Source organism: Ignavibacteria bacterium (assembly GCA_015709655.1).
GTDB lineage: Bacteria > Bacteroidota > Ignavibacteria > Kapaibacteriales > Kapaibacteriaceae > OLB6.
Genome location: CP054181.1, coordinates 431755 through 456066 on the forward strand (window position 1 = coordinate 431755; position 24312 = coordinate 456066).

Sequence of the window (24312 nt, forward strand, 5' to 3'; positions counted from 1 at the left end):
ACTGTAAATTTAACGAATGAGCGACAGTTTACCGGTCACAATCCCTGTTTCTCCACTATCCAATCGTATTTCCACTGTACAGATATAAACTCCGGAATTCACGGGTAACCCATCGGAATCACGTCCGTCCCACGAAAATTCGGCCGTCTGCATATCGCGTTCAGTCATCGTACGTCCGATAATCTTTCTTCCCTGAACATCATAAATGCTTACGGTTGCCATAAATGGACGCGGAGCGTTGTGGTGATACCGAATTGTTGTTGAGCCTGAAAACGGATTGGGATAGTTCATCAGCCACGAAGCATTGATTTCTCCGTCAGATTCAAGAATTCTAAACGATGTTTGAGCGGTTTGTACATTGTTCAGTACATCCCAGGCCCTTACTTCAACGGTATGGTATCCCGGTCCTAATCCAAAGATTTGCCTAGACGTTGTACCTGCCCGCGGATTATCCAGTGACGTGGTAAAATTGTCGGTAAGAACCTGAATAAGAGAGCCGTTATCGAACGAGGCTTCGATGTCGTGACCAACCCCTACACCCGCAGCATTGATACCGGAGGCGTCGTTCAGGTCAACAATCAGGATTGGATTTGCACGGACAACCTGGCCTTCTACAAACAGCCGTGAATCAATGAAGATTGCAATGTCGGGACCATCATCGTCATCGTGTTGTTCATCGGATACACCGTCAACAACAACGTTGGTTGCCACACCTCTGCCCGTTCGCCTGTCATCCGAATAAGCATAGCCATGTACCCGGGCCTGGTTGGGAGAGAAGGCAATATCTTTCGGCACAATGAACGTAGCAGAAAATCTGCCGTTTACCACACGGAACGATCCACGGGCCAGCAAGGCACCCGGCAGCGAAAACTTATTGACGGTTTTGTAAACGTCATCATCTGTCATGGTGATATTTCGTTTGCCGTCAAACAGCGATACGGTAGCCACTCCGTTAAATGAGGTATCAGAAATGGTCTGTACAGGTTTTTGAACATACCCACTGATCGTAACGGTGGAGAGTGCCTGAAGCTGGACAGTTTGCGTATCGGAAACCACTGCCCCGTTAATACTGTCAAAAACAACACGGTGGTCCGGTATTAGCAAACGGAGTGCAGGATCGCCCAGCAAAAAGAATTTCTCGTCGTTATCACCATTAAACGTTTGTTTCACTGTCCGCAGTGCGTCGCCCACCGCGGGGAGTAAGCTGTTTTCGTCGCGCGTAAAGAGCGCGCGGTAAAAAGCTTCGTTGAGCGCTGCATTTCGGTCTGAGAAAACAACCCGTGCGGCCGAGAAGACACCAATTGAGCCGCTTTCCGGCAGTAGTACAAGCTCTTCTGCGCCGCTCTGAACATCGGCCATATCAAACCGGGCAAAGTCACACGTTGCAGCGGTGGTGAAGAAGTACTTGTTTGAGTTGAGCATTTTTACAGGCGTGGTTTCGCGCTCGAATACGAATTCATGAGACCAGACTCTGGGGTTACCGTGCCCGATCCAGTTAACAAACAGGGCACCACCGGTATTGATTGCATTCAGCATTTCGGCTGTTGCTCCGGGTTTGCGTTTACCCCGGGCAATGTTGTCGGTTGCAAACTCAACCAGATAAACTTTCGAGGCGGTGATATCATTGGGAATCGTGTTACTGGCCAGGCTTTCACTTTGCCTGAGGTGCATATCACGGTCACTTTCACCGTTAGACGTTGATCCATCATCGGCAATCATGATTATACGGGTTCGCCAGTCGTCAGCCGACGATTCAGTTTCATAATTACGAACTTTTGTTAACATCTGTTCGCCAACCGTGTTGGATACGATTGGAAGCCTGCCAATGGCCAGATCTGGAAGGAGATCGTTGCCGTCAACGCGGACAAAAAAGTCCTCTGTTGTATGCGTAAACAGACCCCACGAGCTGTCATCCGGGTCTAAACTTTCAAATGGGATAACATAGTTGTTACTAAGCGTTGAAATGTTTTTATAATCAAAGTGTCCATCTCCCCAAAACAAAATGTACCGGGGCCGTACCGGGGCATTACGGTATGCATACCCGATATAATCACGGATTGCGGTAGGGTCCTGCATCCCGTAACCAAACTCATTCATAATAGCATCGGTAGTAACCACACTCACCTTCAGACCGGAGCTTTTTGCGCGATACTGTGCGTATGCATTTGCACTTGTTTCTAAGTCAGGATGTGTTACGATGATATAGTCGCCCGTCTTCCCTGCTATCACATCTGACCGGAGACGCAGTGCTGGCAGGGGGCTAACGGTTGCGCTCAGCAGTTTACCGGAAACAAAGTACCTGCGCACCTTGCCTGAATCAGCAATCTCCCGAATTGAATAGATACTCCCGGCGGGCGCCACATTTGCTACACGAACCGGTTGTGCCGGATCGGTAACATCGAATGCATAGACATCGCTGCCATCAAAACCATTGATGCTGTATTCAACACAGCCCTGCAGCCCGGGATCGGTAAAAAAAGTGAACGTATTATTGTCGGCAATCAGGCCGCGGGGATACACAATTTCAATCCAGTCCAGGCTGCCGGTTGCAATTCTATCATCACATGTGTATTCAAACCGTACCACACTGCGGTTATCGGCTGCAATTTTATCGGCAGGAACAGATCCGGCCACGCGACCACTGTACATATCCATATACTGTGGCACCTTGAGTAAACTTTTCTGCGCAAACTCACTGCCGGATTCCAACATGGTGAACAATCCTGGTAGAGTTCCTCTGTGCGCAACATTCATACTGTAGCGTACGTTTCCATTTCGTACCAATCCCGGCAACGGCATTGTTAACACGTAGGCACCGCCATTTTCAACCGTGCGTCCAAACCATTTCCGTCCGGAACCGCTGGCATACGGACTCACCAGTTCTTCTTCATTAAAAACGAAGCCGTCAACAGTAAGTGGCTGGTGTGCAGGCTGTACGGTGGCGGCCGGTCTAGTACTGCTTCTCCGGCCGGCACCTCCGGCTGTTGTAATAAGATACGAGGCCTGCAACGCATAATGATGAATGTAGTGTTCAGGTTTACCGTTACCCCAAACCCATCCGGTAAGTCCGCCGCCATAAAATATTACGTCCCGAATACTTCCGTCAGCATTCGTGTTTACGATTATTTCCTGCTCTGTCGGCTCGTTATTCAATGGCGGTTCAACTTGTTCTGACAACTCTCTGCCCCCCCAGCCTAACACCTTTATCGTACGGGCTGCATCGGCATCCACCGGCAGTCCGGCATTTTGTAACTGCTGCGCAGTAAGCCGAAAAATCCCTTCGGATTCTACGGTAACCCTGGCAACCGGACTTAAGGCATCGATACCCTGAACCAGGTCTGCCGATTTGCCCATTTGCACCGGTGAAGACTGTGCAACGGTAGTTGGAGCAACTTCAAACTCGTATATCGCACGCCGGTGGATTGTGGTGTAGTTGGTTGCGATACTCCATTCAGCAAGTACAACGGTTGCAATGGCAATGTGTACACCAGCGCTGATTCCAGCATAACGAACAACAGATTGTCCAACAATGGGCTTCAATCCTGCGTTGTTTTCATCGGCAAATGTCTCCGGAGGCAGTGGTGCAAGATTTACAACCTGCGGAACAGACCCCGAACGGGTGAGCGCAAGTGTGTTGGCTCCCGAAACCTTTACAGGAATATCCAAACAGAGCTGCCACGTTGTTCCTTGTCTGTTATACCGTTGGTATGCTTCAGAGGAGGTGACTTTTACGAATTGCCCAGCCCCTTCCGTGACCGTGTCAACCATTACCTCGGGGTTAACCACTATTCGCACAGACCGAAACTGAGTGTGTTCAATAGTAACACCAGAGGGGTACTGCAAGGCACTGCCCGGAACGATATACACGAGTAGTACCAGTAGTAAACATAATGACTTCCGCTGTGCGGAGATATGCAACACTACTCTCCCAGACTGCATTCTGATTGGTGGATGGGTATTGAAACTAATCTGTAACACTGTGATGGGTTGACGGTATAAGCATGATGTATTGTTTCAAGACTGCGGTTTGTCACTGAAAGTTACCCGAAAAAAGAATACTTACATCAATAAAAAATGCCTCGCCATCAAGGGGGAAACGACGGCAAGGCATGCAGCATAAAGAGGAAGTGACGACTCGCGTCGCCGAGCGGGAAACGAGACTCGAACTCGCGACCCCAACCTTGGCAAGGTTGTGCTCTACCAACTGAGCTATTCCCGCATGTGTTAGAACGAATGCAAACATACGCCCCATTCCGTAACTAATCAACGTCCAATTTTCGGATTATTCATTAAGACCATGATTTGCCGACACCTACAGTTATCCACATAGTTTTCCACAGAACTACGGATAAATCGTCTATATCGGTAACCATGTTATTTTCCAAGATGTTAGTGTAGCACGTCCAATTTGGTTGATTTTATGAGACTTTCCAGTTTTTCAGCAATCCCATCCTGCAGGTTGGTAAGCGGCACTGGTGCACCAATTTCTCGGCTGACGCTCGTAACCCCTTTGTTTACAATGCCGCAAGGGATAATGTCGTTAAACAGTGAAAGGTCGTTATTCACATTCAGTGCAAAACCATGGGTAGTTATCCACCGGCTGCAGTGGATACCGATAGCACAAATTTTGCGAACGTCTTGAATCCACACCCCGGTGAGTCCGTCCACACGACCGGAGGCAATGCCAATTTCATCGAGTGCCTGAATAACAGCTTCTTCAATTGTTCTCAGGAACCAATGTAGATCTGGTTTGGAGCGTTGGAGATTGCACACAGGATAACCGACAAGCTGACCGGGGTTATGTACCGTTGCCTCGCCACCACGGTTAATTTCAATCACGTCAACATTGCGATCGCGGAGCATGGTTCTGGAAGCGAGCAGGCTCCCTGTCTTGGTGTTTCTTCCAAGAGTGATTACATCCGGATGCTCACAGAACACCAAGGTATCTTGTTCACCATGGTACACACGTTCTGCCAGTTCGCGCTGCCTGTCCCAGGCATCAGCAAAACGAATCAGACCCCAGTTTTCTATCCGCACTCGAAATCGTTTAAAAGTTTACTGCTTCATCCCAGGCCATTGCGGCACTTTCCATAATAGCTTCACTCAGTGTGGGATGGGCATGTATGGTTTTAAAGATTGTTGGGCCGGTTGCTTCCAGGGTCCGTGCAAGACCTAACTCACCGATCATTTCAGTAACATCGGGGCCAATCAGGTGTGCGCCGAGCAGTCCACCGTACTTTTTGTCAAACACCAGTTTAACAAAGCCTTGTGCCTTACCGATACCATGGGCCTTACCATTGGCAGTAAACGGAAATTTGCCAACGCGGACGTCATAGCCGGCTTCCTTGGCTTTTGCTTCGGTGAGGCCAACACTGGCAACCTGAGGCTGGCAATAGGTACAGCCGGGGATATTATGGTAATCAACACCGTCGGTGGGATGTCCGGCAATGTGTTCTGCCACTACGATACCCTCTGCCGAGGCTTTATGAGCTAGCCAGGGGGCTCCGGCAACGTCGCCAATGGCATAAACACCGGGAACATTTGTGCGCAGGAACTTATCAACAACAATCCAGCCGCGTTCAAGCTTAACGCCAACCTGTTCAAGACCGATGTTTTCGATATTGCCCTGCACTCCTATTGCATTGAGTGCTTTTTCGGCGATAAGTGTTTCTTCGGTGCCATCCTTTTTTACAATAACAATTTCGACACCCTTACCTTTTTTCTTTGCGCTTTTCACCTTGGTTTCGGTATGAATGGTCATTTTCAGTTCACGTTCAAAAACCTTGCGCAGTTCTTTGCTTACCTCCTCGTCTTCAACGGGAAGGATTCTGTTCTGCATTTCAATGACGGTAACTTTCGATCCGAACGCATTGTAGAAGTATGCAAATTCAATACCGATGGCACCGGCACCCATAATAATGATGTCTTTGGGAGCTTTTTCCTGAAGCATTGCTTCGGTACTTGTTAGAACGGCCTGCCGGTCAACTTCAATACCCGGGATTTGGCGTGGCCTTGCACCTGTTGCAACTATAATGTGTTTTGTTGAAATCATATCGGTAACCGTACCATCTTCGTCCTTCACCTCAACACTCGAGGCAGACTTCATGGTTCCCCAGCCCTTTATTTGGGTTACCTTGTATTTTTTGAACAAGAACTGAACGCCGTTGCTCATGCGTTCAGCAACGCCACGCGACCGCGAGATAACTTTGGGGAAGTCTACATCAATACCTTTGAGAGCAAAGCCAAAATCGTCGGCATGATGCAGGAAGTTCATGTATTCAGCGTTTTTTAAAAGACTTTTCGAAGGGATGCAGCCCCAATTCAGGCACACGCCTCCAAGTCGGTCGCGCTCAACACAGGCTACTTTAAGTCCTAGCTGCGAAGCACGAATTGCAGCAACATAGCCGCCTGGTCCTGAACCAATTACAACAACATCAAACGTATGCTGGGTCATGAGTATCTTCTCTCAGAGAATAGGTTAACAGAAATTTCAATAACTGGTGTACGTAATACGGCATCAAAGATACGAGTTTCAGACCTGAGAATACGTGTGCCGTGCCGGCAGCTGCTGACTACAACCACCAAAAACAGAAAGCCCAACCAGACAGTTGGGCTTTACATGATTTACGGCGCTGATAATTATTAGGATGTTAAACTCAGCTGTGGTATTCAAACGATTCCTGAAGAAGCGGATCGTTTGCTGCCACTGCATTCTGCGATGTAAACATCCTTGCACCGGCAAACAGGAAAACACCGGCAAAAAAGAGCATCCCGGTAAACTCATTCCACGAGAACAAGAATGGTATTGCCTGCTCTGATGTTCCATGGATAAGCACCTTGCCTACTGCCGGCATAACAATCCAGACGATGTCAATAAAGTGGGCAATTAAAATCACAATTGCCGACCATACCAAAACCTTCTTCTTTCTTTTCACATCCTGCTTCAGCAATAACGCAAACGGAATTAAAAAGCGTGTAAGGATAAGCAGAATACCAAAAACACTCCAAGGCGTATTGTCCAAACGCGTTGTGAAGTACACAGTTTCTTCAGGAATATTGGCGAACCAAATAATGAAGTACTGTGAGAATCCGATGTATGCCCAGAAAACAGTAAACGCAAACATCAGCTTACCCAGGTCATGGTAATGCTCATCACGTATGTAACCGTCTAAAAGCCCGTGGTTCCGGAAACTAACAAGCATGATTGCGATTATTGCCAACGCCGCCACGAAGTGCCCGGAGAATGTGTACACACCCCAAATGGTGCTAAACCAGTGTGGCTCTAATGACATTAACAAGTCAAAGCTTGCAAATGTTATTGTAAGAGAATAGACCAGTACCCAAACAGCAGAGCGCTTCCAGTTCTTCCTGGTAGGGGTAATATCTGTTGCCGAGTCCTGTTTTACAGAGTTGCCAACTACAAACTTCCACATACCCCACCATAGCAAACAATACAATGCAAGCCTGCCAATTGTAAATGGGATATTAAGGTACGGCTCTTTTATCTGAATAATGGGATCGTGCTTGGAGCTCTCATGCGTCCATTCATATATGCTATGATGCCCAAACAAGTTTAAAACAATTGGAATCAGGAAAACAACCAGAAACGGCGTCATTCCCGATAGGTTTTCGGCAATACGCCGAACCCCTGCACTCCAACCGGACCGGGTCAGAAATTGAAGAGCCGAAAAGAAGAGCATGGTGATGCTGATACCGGCAAAGTACCAGAACCCGATAAGATAGTCGGCAACGGCACGTTCCTGTCCGCCTACTGCGTACGAAGCAGCCAACCCGACTGCTCCTGCACCCATAAGGATGATGCTGTACTTGCGCATCGACGCAACCAACGGGGAGGAACCGATATTAATTGAACTCATAGCTGTTTATTCTCCCTTCGAAGCGTTGTGTTGCAATGTCCGCAGGTAGTACACAATCGTCCACCTGTCTACCGGTGAGATTTTATCGGCATAGCTGGGCATAAGGTTCTGACCGGCACTAATGATATGAAATAACCGGGCATTCGACAATGCCACGGTTTCTTCGCGGTGCAGATCGGGAATCCCAGCCCACTGACCACGTTTTACGACTGCACTTTCACTATGCGCGTTGTAATCATGGCACGGTGCACAGAACACATTAAAGCGGTTTTGTCCGCGTGCTAGAACAAACTCCGTCTGCTTCAGCTCCGGGTCAACGTTCAATGTTTCGGCAGCATCAATATCGCCGGGGCCTAACGGATACACGGCAACATTACGTGCAACAGTTCCGGGGACGGGTTCCCGAAGGCTGCTTCGGTTTGCAAAAAACGCATTACCGCTTTGCGGAATGGCCTTGAAGTTCAAATCCATATTCGGAAGAACCTGCAACGGGGGTTCAGTAGAGAACCATGTTATACGGCCTGACAGGACAAGGATGGCAAATACACCAACAATGCCAATGATTACAAGTAGCCAGATAGGTATCTTGGGGAAGTTCATGATGCTGCTATCACAAGGTGAACATTCGTTGCGCCGAGCTTACGCAGCAACTCCTGCGTGCCCTCTGTTGAAAATCTGTCGTCTTCTGCGTCAATAGTCACGACGAACGTGTCGTCTGTGGCCTTGCAAAAACTCGGGTCATCCTGATATCGGTTCCACCACGTTGGCAGTTTACACAATGCCAGCATCCCAAAAACAGTAAATACGGCTGTACCAAGTATCGAAAGCTCAAAGTCAATTGGTACGCTGAACTGCCAGTCAAACAGTCCTTTACCTCCAATATTCAGGGGATAATCAATTGCTCCCATCCACCACTGCATGCCAAGTGCCGACGAAAGACCGATGACCATGCCTGTAAACGAGATATAGGTAAGGATTGACCGTTTAACTCCCATTGCCTGATCAAGTCCGTGCACGGGATATGGTGTGTGAATATCAAAAGCACGGTACCCGGCATCACGGATTGCCTCAGCGGCATGCATAAGTGCATTCACATCAGTAAATTCACCAATAGCGCCTACCGGGGTACCCTTCCAGGTTAGTGTAGTTTTTGTTTCTGCAGTTTCAGTCATCATGATTTAACCTCGGCAAGCTTATGATCGTGATGGTGGGCCGGCTGGGCACCCGGCATGATCGATTTGATTTCGGCAATCGCGATGACAGGAACGAACTTGGCAAAGAGCAGAAATGCTGTTAAAAAGATCCCAAACGTTCCGATGAAGATTGATATTTCTACCCACGATGGCGAATAATACCCCCACGATGCCGGTAAAAAGTCGTGGTGTAGTGATGTTACGATAATCGTAAACCGCTCAAACCACATACCGATATTTACAAATATGGTAATGATGAACAGCACGGGGATGCTGCGTCGGAATTTCCTAAACCAGAAAATCTGAGGTGAGATTACGTTACAGGTAATCATTGTCCAGTATGCCCAGGCATAATCTCCCATGGCGCGGTTAATAAAAATCCAGCGTTCCCAGCTGCTGCCGCTATACCATGCGATAAACATTTCCATTGCGTATGCATACCCAACCATCATACCGGTAGCAAGCATGATCTTGGCCATGTTATCTAAGTGCTTCACCGTGATAAACTGCTTGAGGTCCAACACTTCCCTGGTTATAATCATCAGCGTAGAGACCATGGCGAAGCCGGAGAAAATGGCGCCTGCAACGAAGTATGGCGGGAATATCGTGGTATGCCATCCGGGAAGGATGCCAACGGTAAAGTCAAACGATACCACGCTGTGAACCGATAGAACCAGCGGTGTGCTGATACCGGCAAGGATCATGTAGGCAATTTCGTAATGATGCCAGTGACGTGTGCTGCCGGTCCAACCGAGCGAAAAGAATCCATACACTTTTTTAGCAGTGGCACTACGAACATAGTTCCGCAGTGTTCCCAGGTCGGGGATTAGCCCCACAAACCAGAACAATAGCGAAACCAGACCATAGGTGTTTACGGCAAAAACGTCCCACATCAGCGGCGAACGGAAGTTTACCCACATGTGCATCTGGTTTGGTATCGGTATCAGCCAGTAGAAAAGCCACTGACGTCCGGTATGCGCAAGCACCATAGTTAATGCGCACAATACGGCAAACAGCGTCATGGCTTCGGCCGACCGGTTGATGGCTGTACGCCATTTCTGACGGAATAGGTACAGGATAGCTGAGATCAGGGTTCCGGCATGACCAATACCAATCCAGAACACGAAGTTGGTAATGTCCCACCCCCAACCAACAGGGTTGTTAAGCCCCCATACACCAATACCAGTAACAATGGTGTAGTACAGGGCAAATAAACCCAATGCGGCCATCGCACCGGTTACACTCAGCGTAAGCAAATACTTGAGTGTGATCTTGGACTCTACGATGCTGGCTATACGTGAGGTTACGTCGCGCATCGTTGGATTGCCCAACACCAATGTCTCACGGACCGGTTCTAAACCGGGTACGTCCATTGGGTGATGTTCAAGTTGAGAAACTGCCATGTTGTGATGTACCTTGATAATTTTCTGGTTTCGTTCAGTGGTTTCTGACCTTGGCTAAATAGGTGACCTGCGGCCGTACATTAAGTTCCGCCAGAACCTGGAATCCGCGCTCATTCTCGCGCATCCTGCTCACGGCACTGTTGGCATCATTGGTATCACCAAAATAGATGGCACTTGCCGGACACGCTTCCTGACATGCCGTGACTGCTTCACCGTCATTAACGCGCGACCTTCCCTCGTCACGTGCATGCCATTTTGCTTCATGTAAACGTTGCACACAGAATGTGCACTTCTCCATCACACCGCGCATACGCATGGTAACGTCAGGATTGAACACGAGGTCTGCCGGCTTTTGCAAATGATCGTTATAGTCAAGGAAGTTAAATCGGCGAACCTTGTACGGACAGTTATTTAAGCAGTAGCGGGTCCCCACGCACCTGTTATAGGTCATTTCGTTCAGGCCTTCCGGCGAGTGCGTTGTGGCAGCAACAGGACAAACGTTTTCACATGGTGCATTTTCGCAGTGCTGACACAGCATGGGCTCAACCAACGTCTCCGGATTTGTTATGTCGCCAACATAATACCGGTCAATCCGGATCCAGTGCATTTCCCTGCCAAGCAGTACCTGTTCCTTGCCAACAACCGAGATGTTATTTTCACTCTGGCAGGCAATCACGCAACTCGAGCAACCTGTACAGGCACTCATGTCAATGACCATCCCCCAGCGGTGCCCTTTGTATTTGTATTCAGAGACAATGGAAAGGGGCTTTTTATAATGTCCGTTCATGCCTTCCGAGGGGTACTCCGAGGCAAGTTCGAGAGCTTCGCCACCCACAAGGTCAGCAAGTTTAACTTGTTTTGCTACCGGGCGCTCACCGTGACCATCATCAAGGGTGTGGTGATCCTGCGAGCTTGCAATCCGTGTAGAGGTTCCAGTTTTTGTGATACCGCTCACGGACACATAGCCAATCCGGTCTGTTCCGCTAACAACTGTTTGTGCATTCACGCCGGCACCATTGCCAGAGACGCCGATCGACGTATGGCCGAATCCTGCTGCAAGAGCAACAACACTGTCAGCCATACCGGGCTGAACCCAAACCGGAGCATCAATTGTTCCGTTCGGTGTTTGGATCGTAACAATATTACCATTTGCATGCCTGATTGATTTCTCGTCAGAAGAAGAACACAGACCTAAGTCACTTGCCATCTTCAAACTCATCATTGCAACATTTTCCCAGGTGACCTTGGTTACCGGATCAGGAAGTTCAAGCAACCATGCATTATTGCCGTCCGAACCGTCAGCCATTGTCAGCGAAGGCAGAACCAGGAGCGTAGCCCCTTGCTTTACCGTGTCGGCTGGAAGGACCGACCAACCTTGCGGATTCCAGGTAACAGATCGTGCCGGTGCCGGGGCAGGTGCCGCAGGTACCGGGGCAGGTGCTGCCGGTGCTGCAGTCTCTCCTTCTGCTGCGGGTTCAGCAGGAGCAGGTGCAGGTGCAGACGGGCGCACCGCGGAAACTTTAACTCCGTCCCGAAGGATTGCGCTCCACTGCAGTCCAAAGGGATCATCTCCCACCACGGTTGCCCATGAAGCTTTCACATAGTCATGGTAGGTTTCGGTGTCACTTAAAAATCCGGAATCAATTGCACGGCCGATAGCCATGAGTGTGTCCGGCGTTGATGGTACACCGTCATTCAGCGGTTGTATCATTGGTTGTTGAACACTGGTTGTTCCATCAATAGCAATGGCATCACCCCATGTTTCCAACCAGTGTGATCCTGGTATGCTAACGTCACACAACGTAGCAGTTTCATCTTCATACATGTTTATGGCGGCACGGAACGGTGCTTTCAGCATTGCCTTTCGGAAATTTCTGTCAGCACTGTACTCAGGATTCACGCCAACAAATACCAGGGCATGAACGGTATCGGCTTGTAAGTCATTTACAAGAGTCTGGACCTGTTCTGACCGGGTATTACTGTTGGGAATGAGCCTGTCGGGATCAAATGCTTTGCCCTGCCCCACACTGCCTAAAGCCATGTTTACGTTTATGGCCATAGCATGGACCCGTGACGGAAGGTGTTTCCCAACCATCAGCATGGCGCCGTTTGCAGAGCCTTTCTTTAGCTCTGTAGCAACCGTTGAAGCCAGCGACTTCGTGTCGGCCAAGGCACTTCCTGCTGCAGAACCTACAGCACCTGCACCGCAAATGTCAGCTTCGAGCAACGCCACAAACGCTTCCATTTGTGATGGATGAATCCGGTACCTGGTGTCGGCATTTGCGCCGGTGAGTGAATATTGAGCTTCAACTGATATCAGTTTGCTCATTGCAGGAGATTTCTTCGTGGGCCGCCGTTTTTCGGCAAAGCGGGTTGTATGGTATAAGGCCAGCGGGTCAGATCCCAGGAAGTCAGCGTCAACACTAACAATCACTGACGCTTTCGATACATCCGGGGCAAATTCGGCATCGATCCCAAGCATTGCCTTATTGGCTGCCGCCGGGTTGTCGCACAACGAATCCGGCATACTTACAAACCGAAGGCCAGGAGCAACACCGCTCAGAGCCTGCATAAGGAGCGAAAAGGATGGTGAACAGTGATCACCAATCACCATAACAGCCTGCTTCCCAGCTGACTGCGCTTCTGTAACTGCACCTGCAATCGCCTTTACCGCACTTTCGTGGGTCGATCCGCCGCCGGACCGACGAATGCGGGGGCGTCGCAGTCTGTCAGGGTCGTACAGTGACAGCAGCGATGCCTGCATCCTGCTATCTGTTCGACCACGGTTAACATCATGCAGGTCATTTCCTTTAATTTTTAAGGGGCGTCCTTCTCGTGTTTTGACCAGAGCGCCATACGCAATGTTGCCATTTGAGTACACCGAGGCATAGTTGGCCGGCATTCCCGGAATTGCCGTCTGGTGTGACGATACGGCCGGCACTAAATGCTGAATCGGACGCCGGCAAGCGGCAGCCGTCAGGGCCATCGAAGCAGACAGAGCAGTAAGAAATCCACGGCGGGAAACCGGTGTTTCTACAATTGTTGAAGGTGTGGTTGTAAACTCACCGCCAACGGCATATTCACCGCTGTACTGATCCACACTTTGCCAGTGCCTTGCCGAGTTTTGGGGTAACGAACTATCTGACATACCGGAACCTTGCTATAGAGGAATTGTAAATGTATAGAATAAGTGTTAGTAATGGCATCCTGAACAATTTTCCGGTCCCAAACCTGCCTTCTTCGGGTGCGGGATTCCCATTACCTCGTGTGCCGGCAGCGGAGTGCTTACCATGCCAAAGTATGGCTCGGTTAATGGTGTATGCTCTCCGATCTGCGCCTTAATCGGTTTGTACAGGAAAGCGCTGTCTGCAAAGTCAGATACCTTGTGAAGCTTACCCGTAAAAACGCCACTGATCGGCCGGGCACCAACAATGTGGACCTCAGGATTCCGGTGACAATCCAGACACCATCCCATGCTGAGCGAACTGAACTGCGATACAACTCCCATCTGCTCTACGGGACCGTGACAGCTCTGACAGTCAATCTGCGCACGGATATGACGCGAGTGGTTGAAGTGAGCATAGTCCGGCATTTTATGGATCCGTACCCACTCCAGCGGCACCCCCTTATCGTAACTGTCACGCACCAGTTGCAGCTTAGGACTCTCGTTCATGACAACCATGTGGCAGTTCATACAGGTCTGCGTGGAGGGAATCGGCGAATGTGCCGACTCCTCAACGCCAGCATGACAGTACTGACAGCTGACTTTAAGGTCACCCGCGTGAAGTTTATGTGAAAAGGGTACAGGTTGTTGTGGACGGTATCCAACATCAGCAACATCGTTGCGAACACCGAAATACACAACTAAGAAGACAACTACACCGATGCCTCCGATAACTGCGCCCCAAAATTTTATGGCCAGATCAAACTGCCGTGTGAACATTCACCACCCTCAAAATAAATCCGGGCAAATATCGTAAACCGTTAGAAAGTAGGCAACGTTAGTATCCATACTTACTTTCTTTCGATTCGTTTCATTTGTCTATAATACGCAAATCCTGCTACCGAAACCACTGTTATTGGTAAGCCAAGCATAAACAAAATCGAAATTGAATACGCTTCGCCTACGGCAGCCTGTTTTGAACCAGCGGCATATCCTTCCTTACAAGCCGGACACGCATTTGTTGTGGTTGTAGCCACAACAAGAGTGCAAGTTACAAGAATGGACAAAACAATGCTTTTCATACAGCGGGATACCAGTGATACAACATAAAGTAAATAAACACTCCCGACACCGATACGTAGAGCCAGATCGGGAGCGTGAGATGTGCTAACTTCCGATGTGTTTTTACATTCATTTTTAGCCCCAAAAACAGAGTTGGCGGCGTTAACAGCGGTAAGAGCATTGCCAAAACCACATGTGGGATTAGGATGAGAAAGTACAGCGTGCGTGCCCAGCCTGTGCCGGAAAACACGGTGTTATACGACCCGGTTACGGCATGCAGATTTACCTTGTGCAGCACATATCCCACAAGGAAGAGCATTGATAAAACAAAGGCTGCAATCATACATAAGCGGTGAGCAGCAACCTGCTTCCTCCGGATAAAGCCAAAGCCCATCAGGAGCAATCCGGTGCTAAGACCGTTTAAGGAAGCATTTATAGCTGGGAGTTGATCCATGTAGTCAGTTTTGTAATTCCTAAACTATCGGTTCCGCTAAAATACCCCTTTATCATGCCATCAGCACCAATTGCAATAAACCGTGTGCTGTGCATTTCCGGCTCCTTTGGGTCCATCAGATTAAATCCGGTTGTTGCCAAGGCACGCACCTGGTCCGATGGCATGTGTATCATCCACCATACCCCCGGCGATGCACCAAAACTCTGGGCATAATTCAGGAGGACGGCTCCGGTATCATTGTCCGGATCTGTACTGATACTTACGAATTTGATTTTATCACCATACGTCTGTACCAGTTTTTGCTGCTCGGTATTGAGTGTAGGACAAACGGTTTGGCACGATGTAAAAAAGAACGAAGCAAGCCATACCTTCCCCTTAAGCTGGCTGGTACTGAAAGCATTCCCCTGCTGATCGGTGCCAGTAAATGAAGGGGCTTCCTTTTCGGGGAATGGCTGCTGTTCTTCTGACGGACTACAACCCCAAAGCGGAAGCAAAAGTACGATCGTAACAAACAGAGTCCGCATCAGTGTGTATAGCTAAAATGCTCCAGAACGTTGAGTGCAAATACCATCACCAGAAAAAAGAATACCGGTACATAAACAAAAACCCGTAACAGCGGAGAGTCGAACTTTAAATGCATGAAAATATACATCACGCATAACACTTTTAGTACGGCAATGATAATTCCGATCGAAACGTGCAACACGTCTCCCGGTGTTCCCCACGATGCCGGAAAATGTAAGGCTTTGGCAGCAACAACCGTGAGGATGGTGAATACTAACAGGGTATAGAAAACTTTTAAGTACGATGGTATTACGCTGGTTTGGGAACTCATAGGTGTGCTCCTTAATGAACAGGCAAGGTGCCGGAATATGGGTTAAGAAGATACAATGCCGGAAAAATAAATATCCACATCAGGTCAACAAAGTGCCAGTACAGACCCAGAGTTTCAACTTTCCATGGATATGGATAGCCCTTGTTGGTGAAGGATCTGAAGAACATGTACATCATCGGAATCATTCCAGCTATTACGTGCAGAGCATGAAATCCCGTCATCATAAAATAGAATGAGTAAAACACGGTATGGTGTGCCTGACCGGGGAATAACCCGTCATGAAACTTTGCACTATACTCAATATACTTAACAACAAGAAATCCGAATGCTCCCAGGATTGTCAGGCCCAAAAACAGCCGGAACTGACTGTTGTTCCTATGCTCAAGATGGTGAATGCTTAGTGCCATCGTGAGTGAACTGCCAATCAGTATGAAGGTATTCACCAGAGCAAGCACCCAGTTCAGGTGTGCCGAGCCCTGTGCAAATACTTCATAATTGCCGTTTCGCAGAACAATAAACGCTGCAAAAAACCCTGAAAAAAACATCAGTTCCGATGCCAGGAAGGCCCACATGGCAACTTTGCCGTTTGGTATCCGTGTTACCGGTTCGTGAGAGAGGTTTATGGTGTTTGACATTCTATCCCCTGAATTTTGTTTGATCTTGGTGTTGTTATCCGCCGAACTTATCCGTAACCATGAAAACCAGTGCTGCCATAAGCACTGCGTAGGCAACTAACAGAACCCGTCGGGCCGCTGCCGTGGTTTTGCTCCTGTAGAATCGTACACTTTCTATCAGCAACCATATCCCTGAAGCCATCGCCCCGAACAGGTAAAGTTCACCTGCAAGATTAAGGAAGTACGGAATCGCAAGGGTGGCAAGCAGTGCACCGCTGTAAGCAATCATGAGGGTGCCTACCATGGCGCCATCAGAGTCGGCTGTTGCATGCATGGCAAAGCCCCCTTTCTGATAATCATTCCTGTATATCCAGCTTAGCGCCAGAAAGTGCGGGAGCTGCCAGAAAAACAGAATACTAAACAATGTTAGTGCCGTGACATCGAATGTGCCGGTTACCGCAGTCCACCCACCGGCAAAAGGGAGTGCACCGGGAATTCCTCCTACCAACAGGGCTATTGATGAATGCTTCTTTAGCGGTGTGTACACCACCGTATAACTTAGCCAGGCAATGATTGCCAACACAATCGTGAGCACATTGGTTACCGACAGTAGGGCAAGGCCAAGTATCGTTACTACTGCAGCAAATATCCACGCAGCACGCAGGCCAATCGTTCCTGAAACCAGCGGACGTTGGGCTGTTCGCCTCATGGCAGCATCGGCTGTTCGTTCAACAATCTGATTAACGGCGCAACTACCGCTGCTTACCGCAACTGTACCAACCACGGTTGCTAAAAAGTGCAGCCAGTGCATCGGGTTGGCGGCATACTCCACAATGTCCCCGGGCAAAGCCATATAGTAACCCGTTAGCGTGGTCAGCGTGACCATCTGCGATATTCCCGGTTTTGTAAGCTCGTAATATTCGCGCACAACCGAGACGGATTTTTCGGACTGCCCAAGGCCAAGTGCTACTGATGAGTTCTTTTCGTTCATGCTGCCCCTCCGTGGATGCCGGCAACTGTGCCCTGGACTGTTGATGCACGGTTCCGCAAAATCATGGTCAAGCCCGCATATGCCGATGTTGCCAGGAGTGCCACTCCTACCATAACATGCAGTGTTGTAATTACTTCCTGACGCAGCATCAGCAAGATGTGTACCCCGAGTGCAATCTGAACCAGCGTTAACACAAACGATGAAACAGCCATTGATCTCATCCGGGTTTTCCACGCTGCCCATAGCTGAATGCTAACCATGACCATCACTACATAGGCCATGGTTCGGTGCAGGAAGTGAACCAGAACAGGTGTGCTGCCAAAATCAGACATTGGTGGCCAGAATGAGCCATCAGACCACATCGGCCAGTGAAGGCTTGCCCCCCAGGCACCACTGTGACGGGTAAGAGCACCCAAAACAAACTGAATGGCAAGGACCAGCCAGGTTGTTACGATTGTAGCCGATAGCGTTCGGGACGGTACCTCGTTGGTACGAGCTTTCCCTGTAATCAATACAATTGCCAGTACAATCGTTAAAAAAGCCTGTGCAAGAATTCCGTGCATTGTACTGGTCCATACCGGCAGATTGTTGCGAACGGTATATCCACCAAAGGCACCTTGTAAGCACACGGTTGCAAACGCGGCAAGTGCAAACCATAAGAGCTGCGACTGCCCCCTACTGCGAAAGGCTTTTAGGAGGAACCACGACATCGTAGCTGCCAATGCAATCATAAATCCTTCCATAAATCCCGATGGCATGCTCTGCAATCCTACAATTGCCGAGGCCACCGTAACGAGCACAAGTCCAAGGAAGACCATGATAACAGTGTTAGGTCGGTCTGCTTCCGGCGTTGCTCTCCAAGCCATCACACACAGTGTAACGGTTACCACTCCTACCAAACTGGCAAACAGCCGATGTCCATGCTCCCAGAATTTATCATTCTCCATAATCCATTTACTTGGTGCATAGGTAAGCATCGGCGATGCATTCGAGGTTGGCCAGTCAGGGAAGGCCATACCGCTGTTTGTGGAATTAACGTGTCCCCCCCACACAATGAGTGCAAAGGTGAGGCATGCTAACACAATGGCAACAGTACGCAGAGTCATTTCCCTGCTGCTACCTCGTGATGTTTCACTTCACTGCTGACAGTATCGGGTTCCCACTGCGGCCAAAAGTCAGTGTCACGTCCAGGTGCAGAAAATTCGTACGGACCACGGTACACGGTAATATCAGTATCAAAGTTGCCGTGTCCGGGATGTTCCGGTGCAGCCCACTCAAGTGTGTTGGCATTCCATGGGTTCCGTGGCGCTTTTTTACCCCACTTAATACTGCAGATAATGTTGGCCACCAATATTAACTGTGTGAATCCCAGGCCAATGGCACCAATCGTAATCAGTTCGTTAAACGATGTCATGCCCTTCAGGAAATCATAAACGCTCGGATCATAAATCCGGCGCATGTGCCCGCCTACTCCCAATACGTGCATCGGGAAGAAGGTCACGTTAAAAAACACGAATGACCAGAAGAGATGCCGGCGTCCCCAGGTCTCGCTGTACATCTTTCCGAACATTTTCGGGAACCAGTAGTAGAGACCAGCAAAGATGCCAAACAGGGATCCGCCAAACAATACGTAATGAATGTGTGCTACAATGAAGTATGTGTCGTGGATGAAAATGTCAACCGGGGCCGACGCCATAAACACACCGCTAAGCCCGCCGATAATAAACATGCTTACGAAAGCCAGGGCGCTGAGCATCGCACTTGAAAAATGAATATTACCGCGCCACATGGTGCCAAGCCAGTTAAAGGTCTTGATTGATGACGGTACGGCAATAACAATTGTAGAGAGCATGAATGTAGTACCCAGCAGCGGGTTCATACCTGACTGGAACATATGGTGCCCCCACACCAGAAATCCCAGGATCGAGATTCCTGCGGTTGCAAACACCATTGGTTTATAGCCAAAGATTGGTTTACGGGAGAAGGTAGAGATCACATCACTGACAATGCCCATCACCGGCAGAATCATAATGTACACGGCCGGGTGAGAATAGAACCAGAAAATATGCTGGAACAGAATTGGCTGACCGGCACCAACTTCGAATCCATGTCCGGATGCCGTAACAAGATGATCAGGCAGGAAGAAACTGGTATGGAGGAAGTTATCAAAGAACAACATCACCACAGCAGCAGCTAACACGGGCGTACCCAGCGTGATCATAATGGAGTTTATGAACAATGCCCATACCGTTAATGGCATGTCAAAAAGCTTCATGCCCTTTGCACGCTTATTCAGAACGGTGGTGATGTAGTTAACTGCACCCATAATCGAAGAGAATCCGATTAAGAATACTGCAATTAACCAGAGCGTCTGCCCCGTTACCGTAAACGGTGCAAACTGCGTAAGTGCGCTCAGGGGCGGATAACTTGTCCACCCGGCCGCAGCAAAACCGGTGTCGGTGAAAAATCCTGCCAGCATAATGAGTCCTGCCGGAGGCATGAGCCAGAAGCTCCACATATTTAATCGTGGCAGGGCCATGTCATCGGTACCCAGCATGAGCGGAATACAGAAATTGCCAAACATGCCAACGGCCAGCGGTATCACCACCAGGAAGATCATGATGGAGCCATGCATGGTGAGAAGCTCGGCATAAAACTCGGGCGTAATCACGCCGTTACCGGGTTCGGTAACCCAGGTATCCGGCAGGATACTACCAATCACAGGGATTGGATGACCGGGGTATGCAAGTTGCCAGCGAATAAACAGTGCAAAGGCTCCTCCGATAAACAGGAAGAACAGTGATGACACCATGAATTGTTTTGCTATGACCTTGTGATCCGTAGAAAACAGGTATTTGCGATACCAAGGGAGATCATGGTGTGTGTCATGTACCCCGGTTCTTTCCGATACGTGGACTTCGGGATGTACAGCGGTTGCAATGGTTGGTGTGCTCATATTATTCTCCAACATCCGTTGAGGGTTCAGATTCGGTTTCTGCCGTGGCTTCCGTATCGGAAGGGGCTTCGGCATCGGTTGCAGCTACGTCAGCGGTGCTACCACCCATCCTGGCTGCCAGTATTTCTGCATCTTTCTGGTTAAGCCATGCATCGTAATCTTTTCGAGATTCAACCTTGTAAACGGCCCGCATTGCGTAGTGACCGCTTCCGCAGAGTTCAGCACAGGCCAGCTCATACTCACCGGTTTTGAAAAGGTTAAACCAGATATTCATCCAGGTTCCCGGAATCACATCCTGCTTTACTCTTGCATGTGGCAGAAAGAACGAATGAATCACGTCGATAGAACTTCCCCGCACCACAACGTTGGCATTCACCGGTACACGAAACTGATTCTCGGTAATGAAATCATCAAAGCCGGCGGGGTCAGTACTGTCTATTCCAAACGGATTGGTTGCACTCATCAGCGTACGAGCCTTGATATCGGTGTATGCATTCCGACCGAACTTACCATCGGCGCCCGGGTACATAAAGTACCAGCCGAATTGTTTACCAAGAACGAGGATTTCAACGTCGGGTTTGGGGACACGTGACGATTCCTTTGTTGTCTGCCACATGTCATCAGAGTAAATACCAATACCAAGGAACAAGATCGTGGGCAGTATCGTCCACGTTGTTTCGATAAACTGGTTACCGTGATAGTAATGGGCACGGTGTCCTTTACGCTTGCGGTACGCAATCATGAACCATACCATTGCCCCACCAGTGGCAAGGAAGGTGATAACACTAAACCAGTAAATGAAAATGAAAAGGTCGTCAAGCTGGGCTCCGTAGGTACTGATGTTTTCAGGAAGCCACGGCAGCATATCAAATGATTCAATGAAAGCGTGTAATAGTCTTTCCATTGTACTCCCAATTAAAGTTCAGATTCTTGATATGGAGTTACCTGTCCGGCAGTTGCTTCCCGCACCGAAGCTACCTGGTCTGCACTCACGGCGTCAGCCGAATTCCCGAATGAGCTCCGTACGTACGTCAGTACATCTGCAATCTCCTGATCTGACAGCTGATCCTTCCATGCAGCCATCTGACCATTGATTTTTATACCATCCCGCTCGATCTCGCCACGGAGACCGTGCAGGACGATCTTGATTGGTTTTTCGGCATCACCGACAACCAGGGCAGAACCTGCAAGGGGCGGTATGTTGTTGTTGGGAACACCCTTACCACTACCAAGGTGACAGGCTGCACAGATCCTGCCGTACACGGCTTTGCCCGGTCCGGCATCAGTTCCGCCGGCACTTGCGGTCTGCTTGGCAGCCGTTGGGTCAACCCAAACCGGATCGTCGGAATACTTTGTAAAGAAGCCTTGAATGTTGCATGCAGATAGCGACAGAGCAATGACGACTAGTGCAAGGCTGCGAACTAATAAACTTGTTTTTCTTTGCATTTACACGGTAATAGAATGTTACACACAAAGTTTGTTTCCAAAGGGTCGAATATACAACCATGTTCAAAAGTTGACATGAACAAACCGTTTTTTTTTGCTAAGAGTTATCAACGGTAACCCTATGGAACCACTCTGCCGTTTCAGCAATTCCATCAGCAATCGAGGTGTTGGGTTTCCAACCGGTGAGCAACGTGAAGAGTGCTGAACTGGCGAGCGTACGCTCCGGATCGCCGGGTTTCGGATTACCAAACTGTACTTGTGCACCGGGCGGACAGTACTTGAGCATTTCGGCTACCATGGCATTAACAGATACCTCGGTGTTTGTAGCAACAAAGTAGGTTCCGTTAAGGTTATGGTCCATTGCCATTATGGCAGCCATGGCTGCATCTTTTACATAGACGTAGTCGCGTGTCTGGGTACCATCGCCGTAAATCGTTGGTATAGCCCCTTTAAAAAATTTCCGTAGGAAGATGGCTACCATACCGTTGTCGCCATTGGGATTTTGTCGGGGACCATACACTGTTCCAAATCGCAGGCAGCAGACCTTCATATTGTATGCATTCCTGTGGTACTCGGCATAATGTTCCATTGCCAGTTTACTTGTGCCATAGGGTGATATGGGGCTTGTACTATGGGTCTCGGTTGCAGGATACGTGTTTTGTACTCCCAGTACGGCCATGGTGGAGGCAAGGACGAGGTTCTTAACACCGGATGCTCTTGCCGCATCCAGGATTCGAATGCTACCCAATATGTTAACGTTCGCATCGAACAGTGGTTTTACGATGCTTTGGCGCAACTCCATGTGAGCTGCAAAATGAAAGATCTGGTCAAACTCCTCATCAAGTATCAGCTGAGTTGTCTGGTCTGATGTAATGTCCTGAACGATTAACGCTGCCTTTGGGTGAACATACGAGCGTTTGCCGGAGCTCAAATCGTCGAGCACCACCACCTCATGTCCTTTTTCAACGCACAAGTCCACAATATGAGAGCCGATAAACCCGGCTCCACCAGTTACAAGTATCTTCATTTGCTTTTACCGATATCAGTACGATAATACATCATGTCGAAGCTTATGCAGTCGCACGCCTCATATGCAGCAACCGTGGCGGCTTCCAGCGTATCACGCACTGCCGTTACTCCCAGAACCCTGCCGCCATTTGTAACCAGCACCGGGCTACGGCCTTCGCCACCACTGGACCAGGCTGTTCCGGCATGAAAAACGCGCACCTCATGGTCAGTTTCTGCATGATGAATACCCGTGATTTCCACTCCCTTTGCATACGAATCCGGATAGCCCCCAGACGCCAGTACCACGCATACTGCGATCCCTTCGGCTATATCTGAAATTGCGGATGTGTTAAGGCTTCCCCTTGCTGCCGATGCAACTAATTCGGCGGTGTCGGCCCGAAGGACTGACAGAACGCTCTGTGTTTCCGGATCACCAAACCGTGCGTTAAACTCAACCACATAGGGGTTGCCACCCTGGTCTATCATAATACCGCAATACAGACATCCAATAAAGGGCATGCCTTCGGAATTCATGCCACGCAGCGTGGGTTCAATAATCCGGGTTTTAACCTTCATTAACACATCGGAAGTTACTCTGGGCGACGGTGCTACCGATCCCATACCTCCGGTATTTTTACCCGTATCAGCATCTCCGATACGTTTGTAGTCGTGTGCCGGTGCAAGAGTGACGTATTCCTTGCCGTCGGTGACAGCAAAAATGCTCGCCTCTACCCCTTCCAGGAACTCTTCGATGACCACGCCGTCAGAACCAAACGATCCAGCGAACATTTCCTGGACTGCCAGGATTGCTTCTTGTTGGGAGTGTGCAACAACGACGCCTTTTCCGGCCGCCAGCCCGTCATACTTAACAACGACTGGCAACGGAGCCCCCTTCACATACTGTTCAGCTTCGTCACGATTGGTAAACCGTTTATAGGCAGCGGTTGGTATAGCGTGACGGAGCATAAAATCCTTTGCAAAGCCCTTGCTGGATTCCAGCCGGGCCGCTGCTGCTGATGGCCCGAACACTGCAAAACCTGCGCTGCGAAGTGCGTCGGAAACACCCGAGGCAAGCGGCTGTTCGGGACCAATGACAATGCAGGTGGGCTTATGTACCTGACACCACTCCACGACCGAAGCAGCATCGGTCAGCGATAGTGACACGGGTTCGGCAACCTCAGCAATCCCCGGATTACCGGGTGCACACCAAAGGGTAGCGCACGAGGCAGACTTCCGCATAGACCAGGCAAGAGCATGCTCACGCCCACCCGATCCCAGTAATAAAATGCGTTCAGACATTGGCACGAAAC

Annotated in this window: 21 protein-coding genes and 1 tRNA gene; all 22 read right to left on the bottom strand. The window is 49.3% G+C overall.

The window, feature by feature from the left end; all coding sequences use genetic code 11:
• Positions 1-9 precede the first annotated feature (9 nt).
• Positions 10-3918 (bottom strand): type IX secretion system sortase PorU, encoded by a 3909-nt coding sequence (gene porU / locus HRU79_01750; GenBank protein QOJ25437.1) that lies wholly within the window; start codon positions 3916-3918, stop codon positions 10-12.
• A 228-nt stretch (positions 3919-4146) separates the two neighbouring features.
• Positions 4147-4219 (bottom strand) — tRNA-Gly (locus HRU79_01755).
• A 170-nt stretch (positions 4220-4389) separates the two neighbouring features.
• Entirely contained in the window at positions 4390-5037 is a 648-nt protein-coding gene (lipB, locus tag HRU79_01760) for a lipoyl(octanoyl) transferase LipB (protein QOJ25438.1), read from the bottom strand.
• A 10-nt stretch (positions 5038-5047) separates the two neighbouring features.
• Positions 5048-6454, bottom strand: coding sequence for a dihydrolipoyl dehydrogenase (gene lpdA, locus HRU79_01765; protein QOJ25439.1), 1407 nt, complete (start codon positions 6452-6454; stop codon positions 5048-5050).
• Between the two features lie 202 nt (positions 6455-6656).
• A complete protein-coding gene (locus HRU79_01770) occupies positions 6657-7877 on the bottom strand; it encodes a hypothetical protein (protein ID QOJ25440.1) in 1221 nt (406 codons plus the stop codon).
• 6 nt (positions 7878-7883) lie between these two features.
• A complete protein-coding gene (locus tag HRU79_01775; protein ID QOJ25441.1) occupies positions 7884-8477 on the bottom strand; it encodes a cytochrome c in 594 nt (197 codons plus the stop codon).
• Positions 8474-9052 carry a DUF3341 domain-containing protein gene (locus HRU79_01780; GenBank protein ID QOJ25442.1) on the bottom strand — a complete coding sequence of 193 codons (579 nt, stop codon included), beginning with the start codon at positions 9050-9052 and terminating at the stop codon, positions 8474-8476. The genes HRU79_01775 and HRU79_01780 overlap by 4 nt, the downstream gene beginning before the upstream one ends.
• Complete coding sequence (nrfD, locus tag HRU79_01785; GenBank protein QOJ27241.1) at positions 9049-10443, bottom strand: polysulfide reductase NrfD; 1395 nt, start codon at positions 10441-10443, stop codon at positions 9049-9051. The genes HRU79_01780 and nrfD overlap by 4 nt, the downstream gene beginning before the upstream one ends.
• 64 nt (positions 10444-10507) lie before the next feature.
• On the bottom strand, positions 10508-13621 hold the full coding sequence (locus HRU79_01790) for a 4Fe-4S dicluster domain-containing protein (GenBank protein QOJ25443.1): 3114 nt from the start codon (positions 13619-13621) through the stop codon (positions 10508-10510).
• 45 nt (positions 13622-13666) lie between these two features.
• Entirely contained in the window at positions 13667-14416 is a 750-nt protein-coding gene (locus HRU79_01795; protein QOJ25444.1) for a cytochrome c3 family protein, read from the bottom strand.
• 71 nt (positions 14417-14487) lie between these two features.
• Entirely contained in the window at positions 14488-14718 is a 231-nt protein-coding gene (locus HRU79_01800; protein ID QOJ25445.1) for a hypothetical protein, read from the bottom strand.
• Complete coding sequence (locus HRU79_01805; GenBank protein QOJ25446.1) at positions 14715-15152, bottom strand: DUF420 domain-containing protein; 438 nt, start codon at positions 15150-15152, stop codon at positions 14715-14717. Before HRU79_01805 ends, HRU79_01800 begins: the two co-directional genes overlap by 4 nt.
• A complete protein-coding gene (locus tag HRU79_01810) occupies positions 15131-15676 on the bottom strand; it encodes an SCO family protein (protein ID QOJ25447.1) in 546 nt (181 codons plus the stop codon). Before HRU79_01810 ends, HRU79_01805 begins: the two co-directional genes overlap by 22 nt.
• Positions 15676-15987, bottom strand: a complete 312-nt coding sequence (locus HRU79_01815; GenBank protein ID QOJ25448.1) for a cytochrome C oxidase subunit IV family protein — start codon at positions 15985-15987, stop codon at positions 15676-15678. The genes HRU79_01810 and HRU79_01815 overlap by 1 nt, the downstream gene beginning before the upstream one ends.
• 11 nt (positions 15988-15998) lie before the next feature.
• Positions 15999-16622: a cytochrome c oxidase subunit 3 gene (locus HRU79_01820; GenBank protein ID QOJ25449.1), complete on the bottom strand. Its 624-nt coding sequence runs from the start codon at positions 16620-16622 to the stop codon at positions 15999-16001.
• A 34-nt stretch (positions 16623-16656) separates the two neighbouring features.
• Positions 16657-17592 (bottom strand): protoheme IX farnesyltransferase, encoded by a 936-nt coding sequence (gene cyoE, locus HRU79_01825; protein ID QOJ25450.1) that lies wholly within the window; start codon positions 17590-17592, stop codon positions 16657-16659.
• On the bottom strand, positions 17589-18698 hold the full coding sequence (locus tag HRU79_01830) for a COX15/CtaA family protein (protein QOJ25451.1): 1110 nt from the start codon (positions 18696-18698) through the stop codon (positions 17589-17591). Before HRU79_01830 ends, cyoE begins: the two co-directional genes overlap by 4 nt.
• Entirely contained in the window at positions 18695-20548 is a 1854-nt protein-coding gene (locus HRU79_01835) for a cbb3-type cytochrome c oxidase subunit I (protein QOJ25452.1), read from the bottom strand. The genes HRU79_01830 and HRU79_01835 overlap by 4 nt, the downstream gene beginning before the upstream one ends.
• A gap of 1 nt (position 20549) precedes the next feature.
• On the bottom strand, positions 20550-21452 hold the full coding sequence (gene coxB / locus HRU79_01840) for a cytochrome c oxidase subunit II (protein QOJ25453.1): 903 nt from the start codon (positions 21450-21452) through the stop codon (positions 20550-20552).
• An 11-nt stretch (positions 21453-21463) separates the two neighbouring features.
• Positions 21464-21994: a cytochrome c gene (locus HRU79_01845; GenBank protein QOJ25454.1), complete on the bottom strand. Its 531-nt coding sequence runs from the start codon at positions 21992-21994 to the stop codon at positions 21464-21466.
• Between the two features lie 97 nt (positions 21995-22091).
• Positions 22092-23021 (bottom strand): NAD-dependent epimerase/dehydratase family protein, encoded by a 930-nt coding sequence (locus HRU79_01850; protein QOJ25455.1) that lies wholly within the window; start codon positions 23019-23021, stop codon positions 22092-22094.
• Positions 23018-24301, bottom strand: coding sequence for a phosphoribosylamine--glycine ligase (gene purD / locus HRU79_01855; GenBank protein QOJ25456.1), 1284 nt, complete (start codon positions 24299-24301; stop codon positions 23018-23020). The genes HRU79_01850 and purD overlap by 4 nt, the downstream gene beginning before the upstream one ends.
• Positions 24302-24312: the final 11 nt, after the last annotated feature.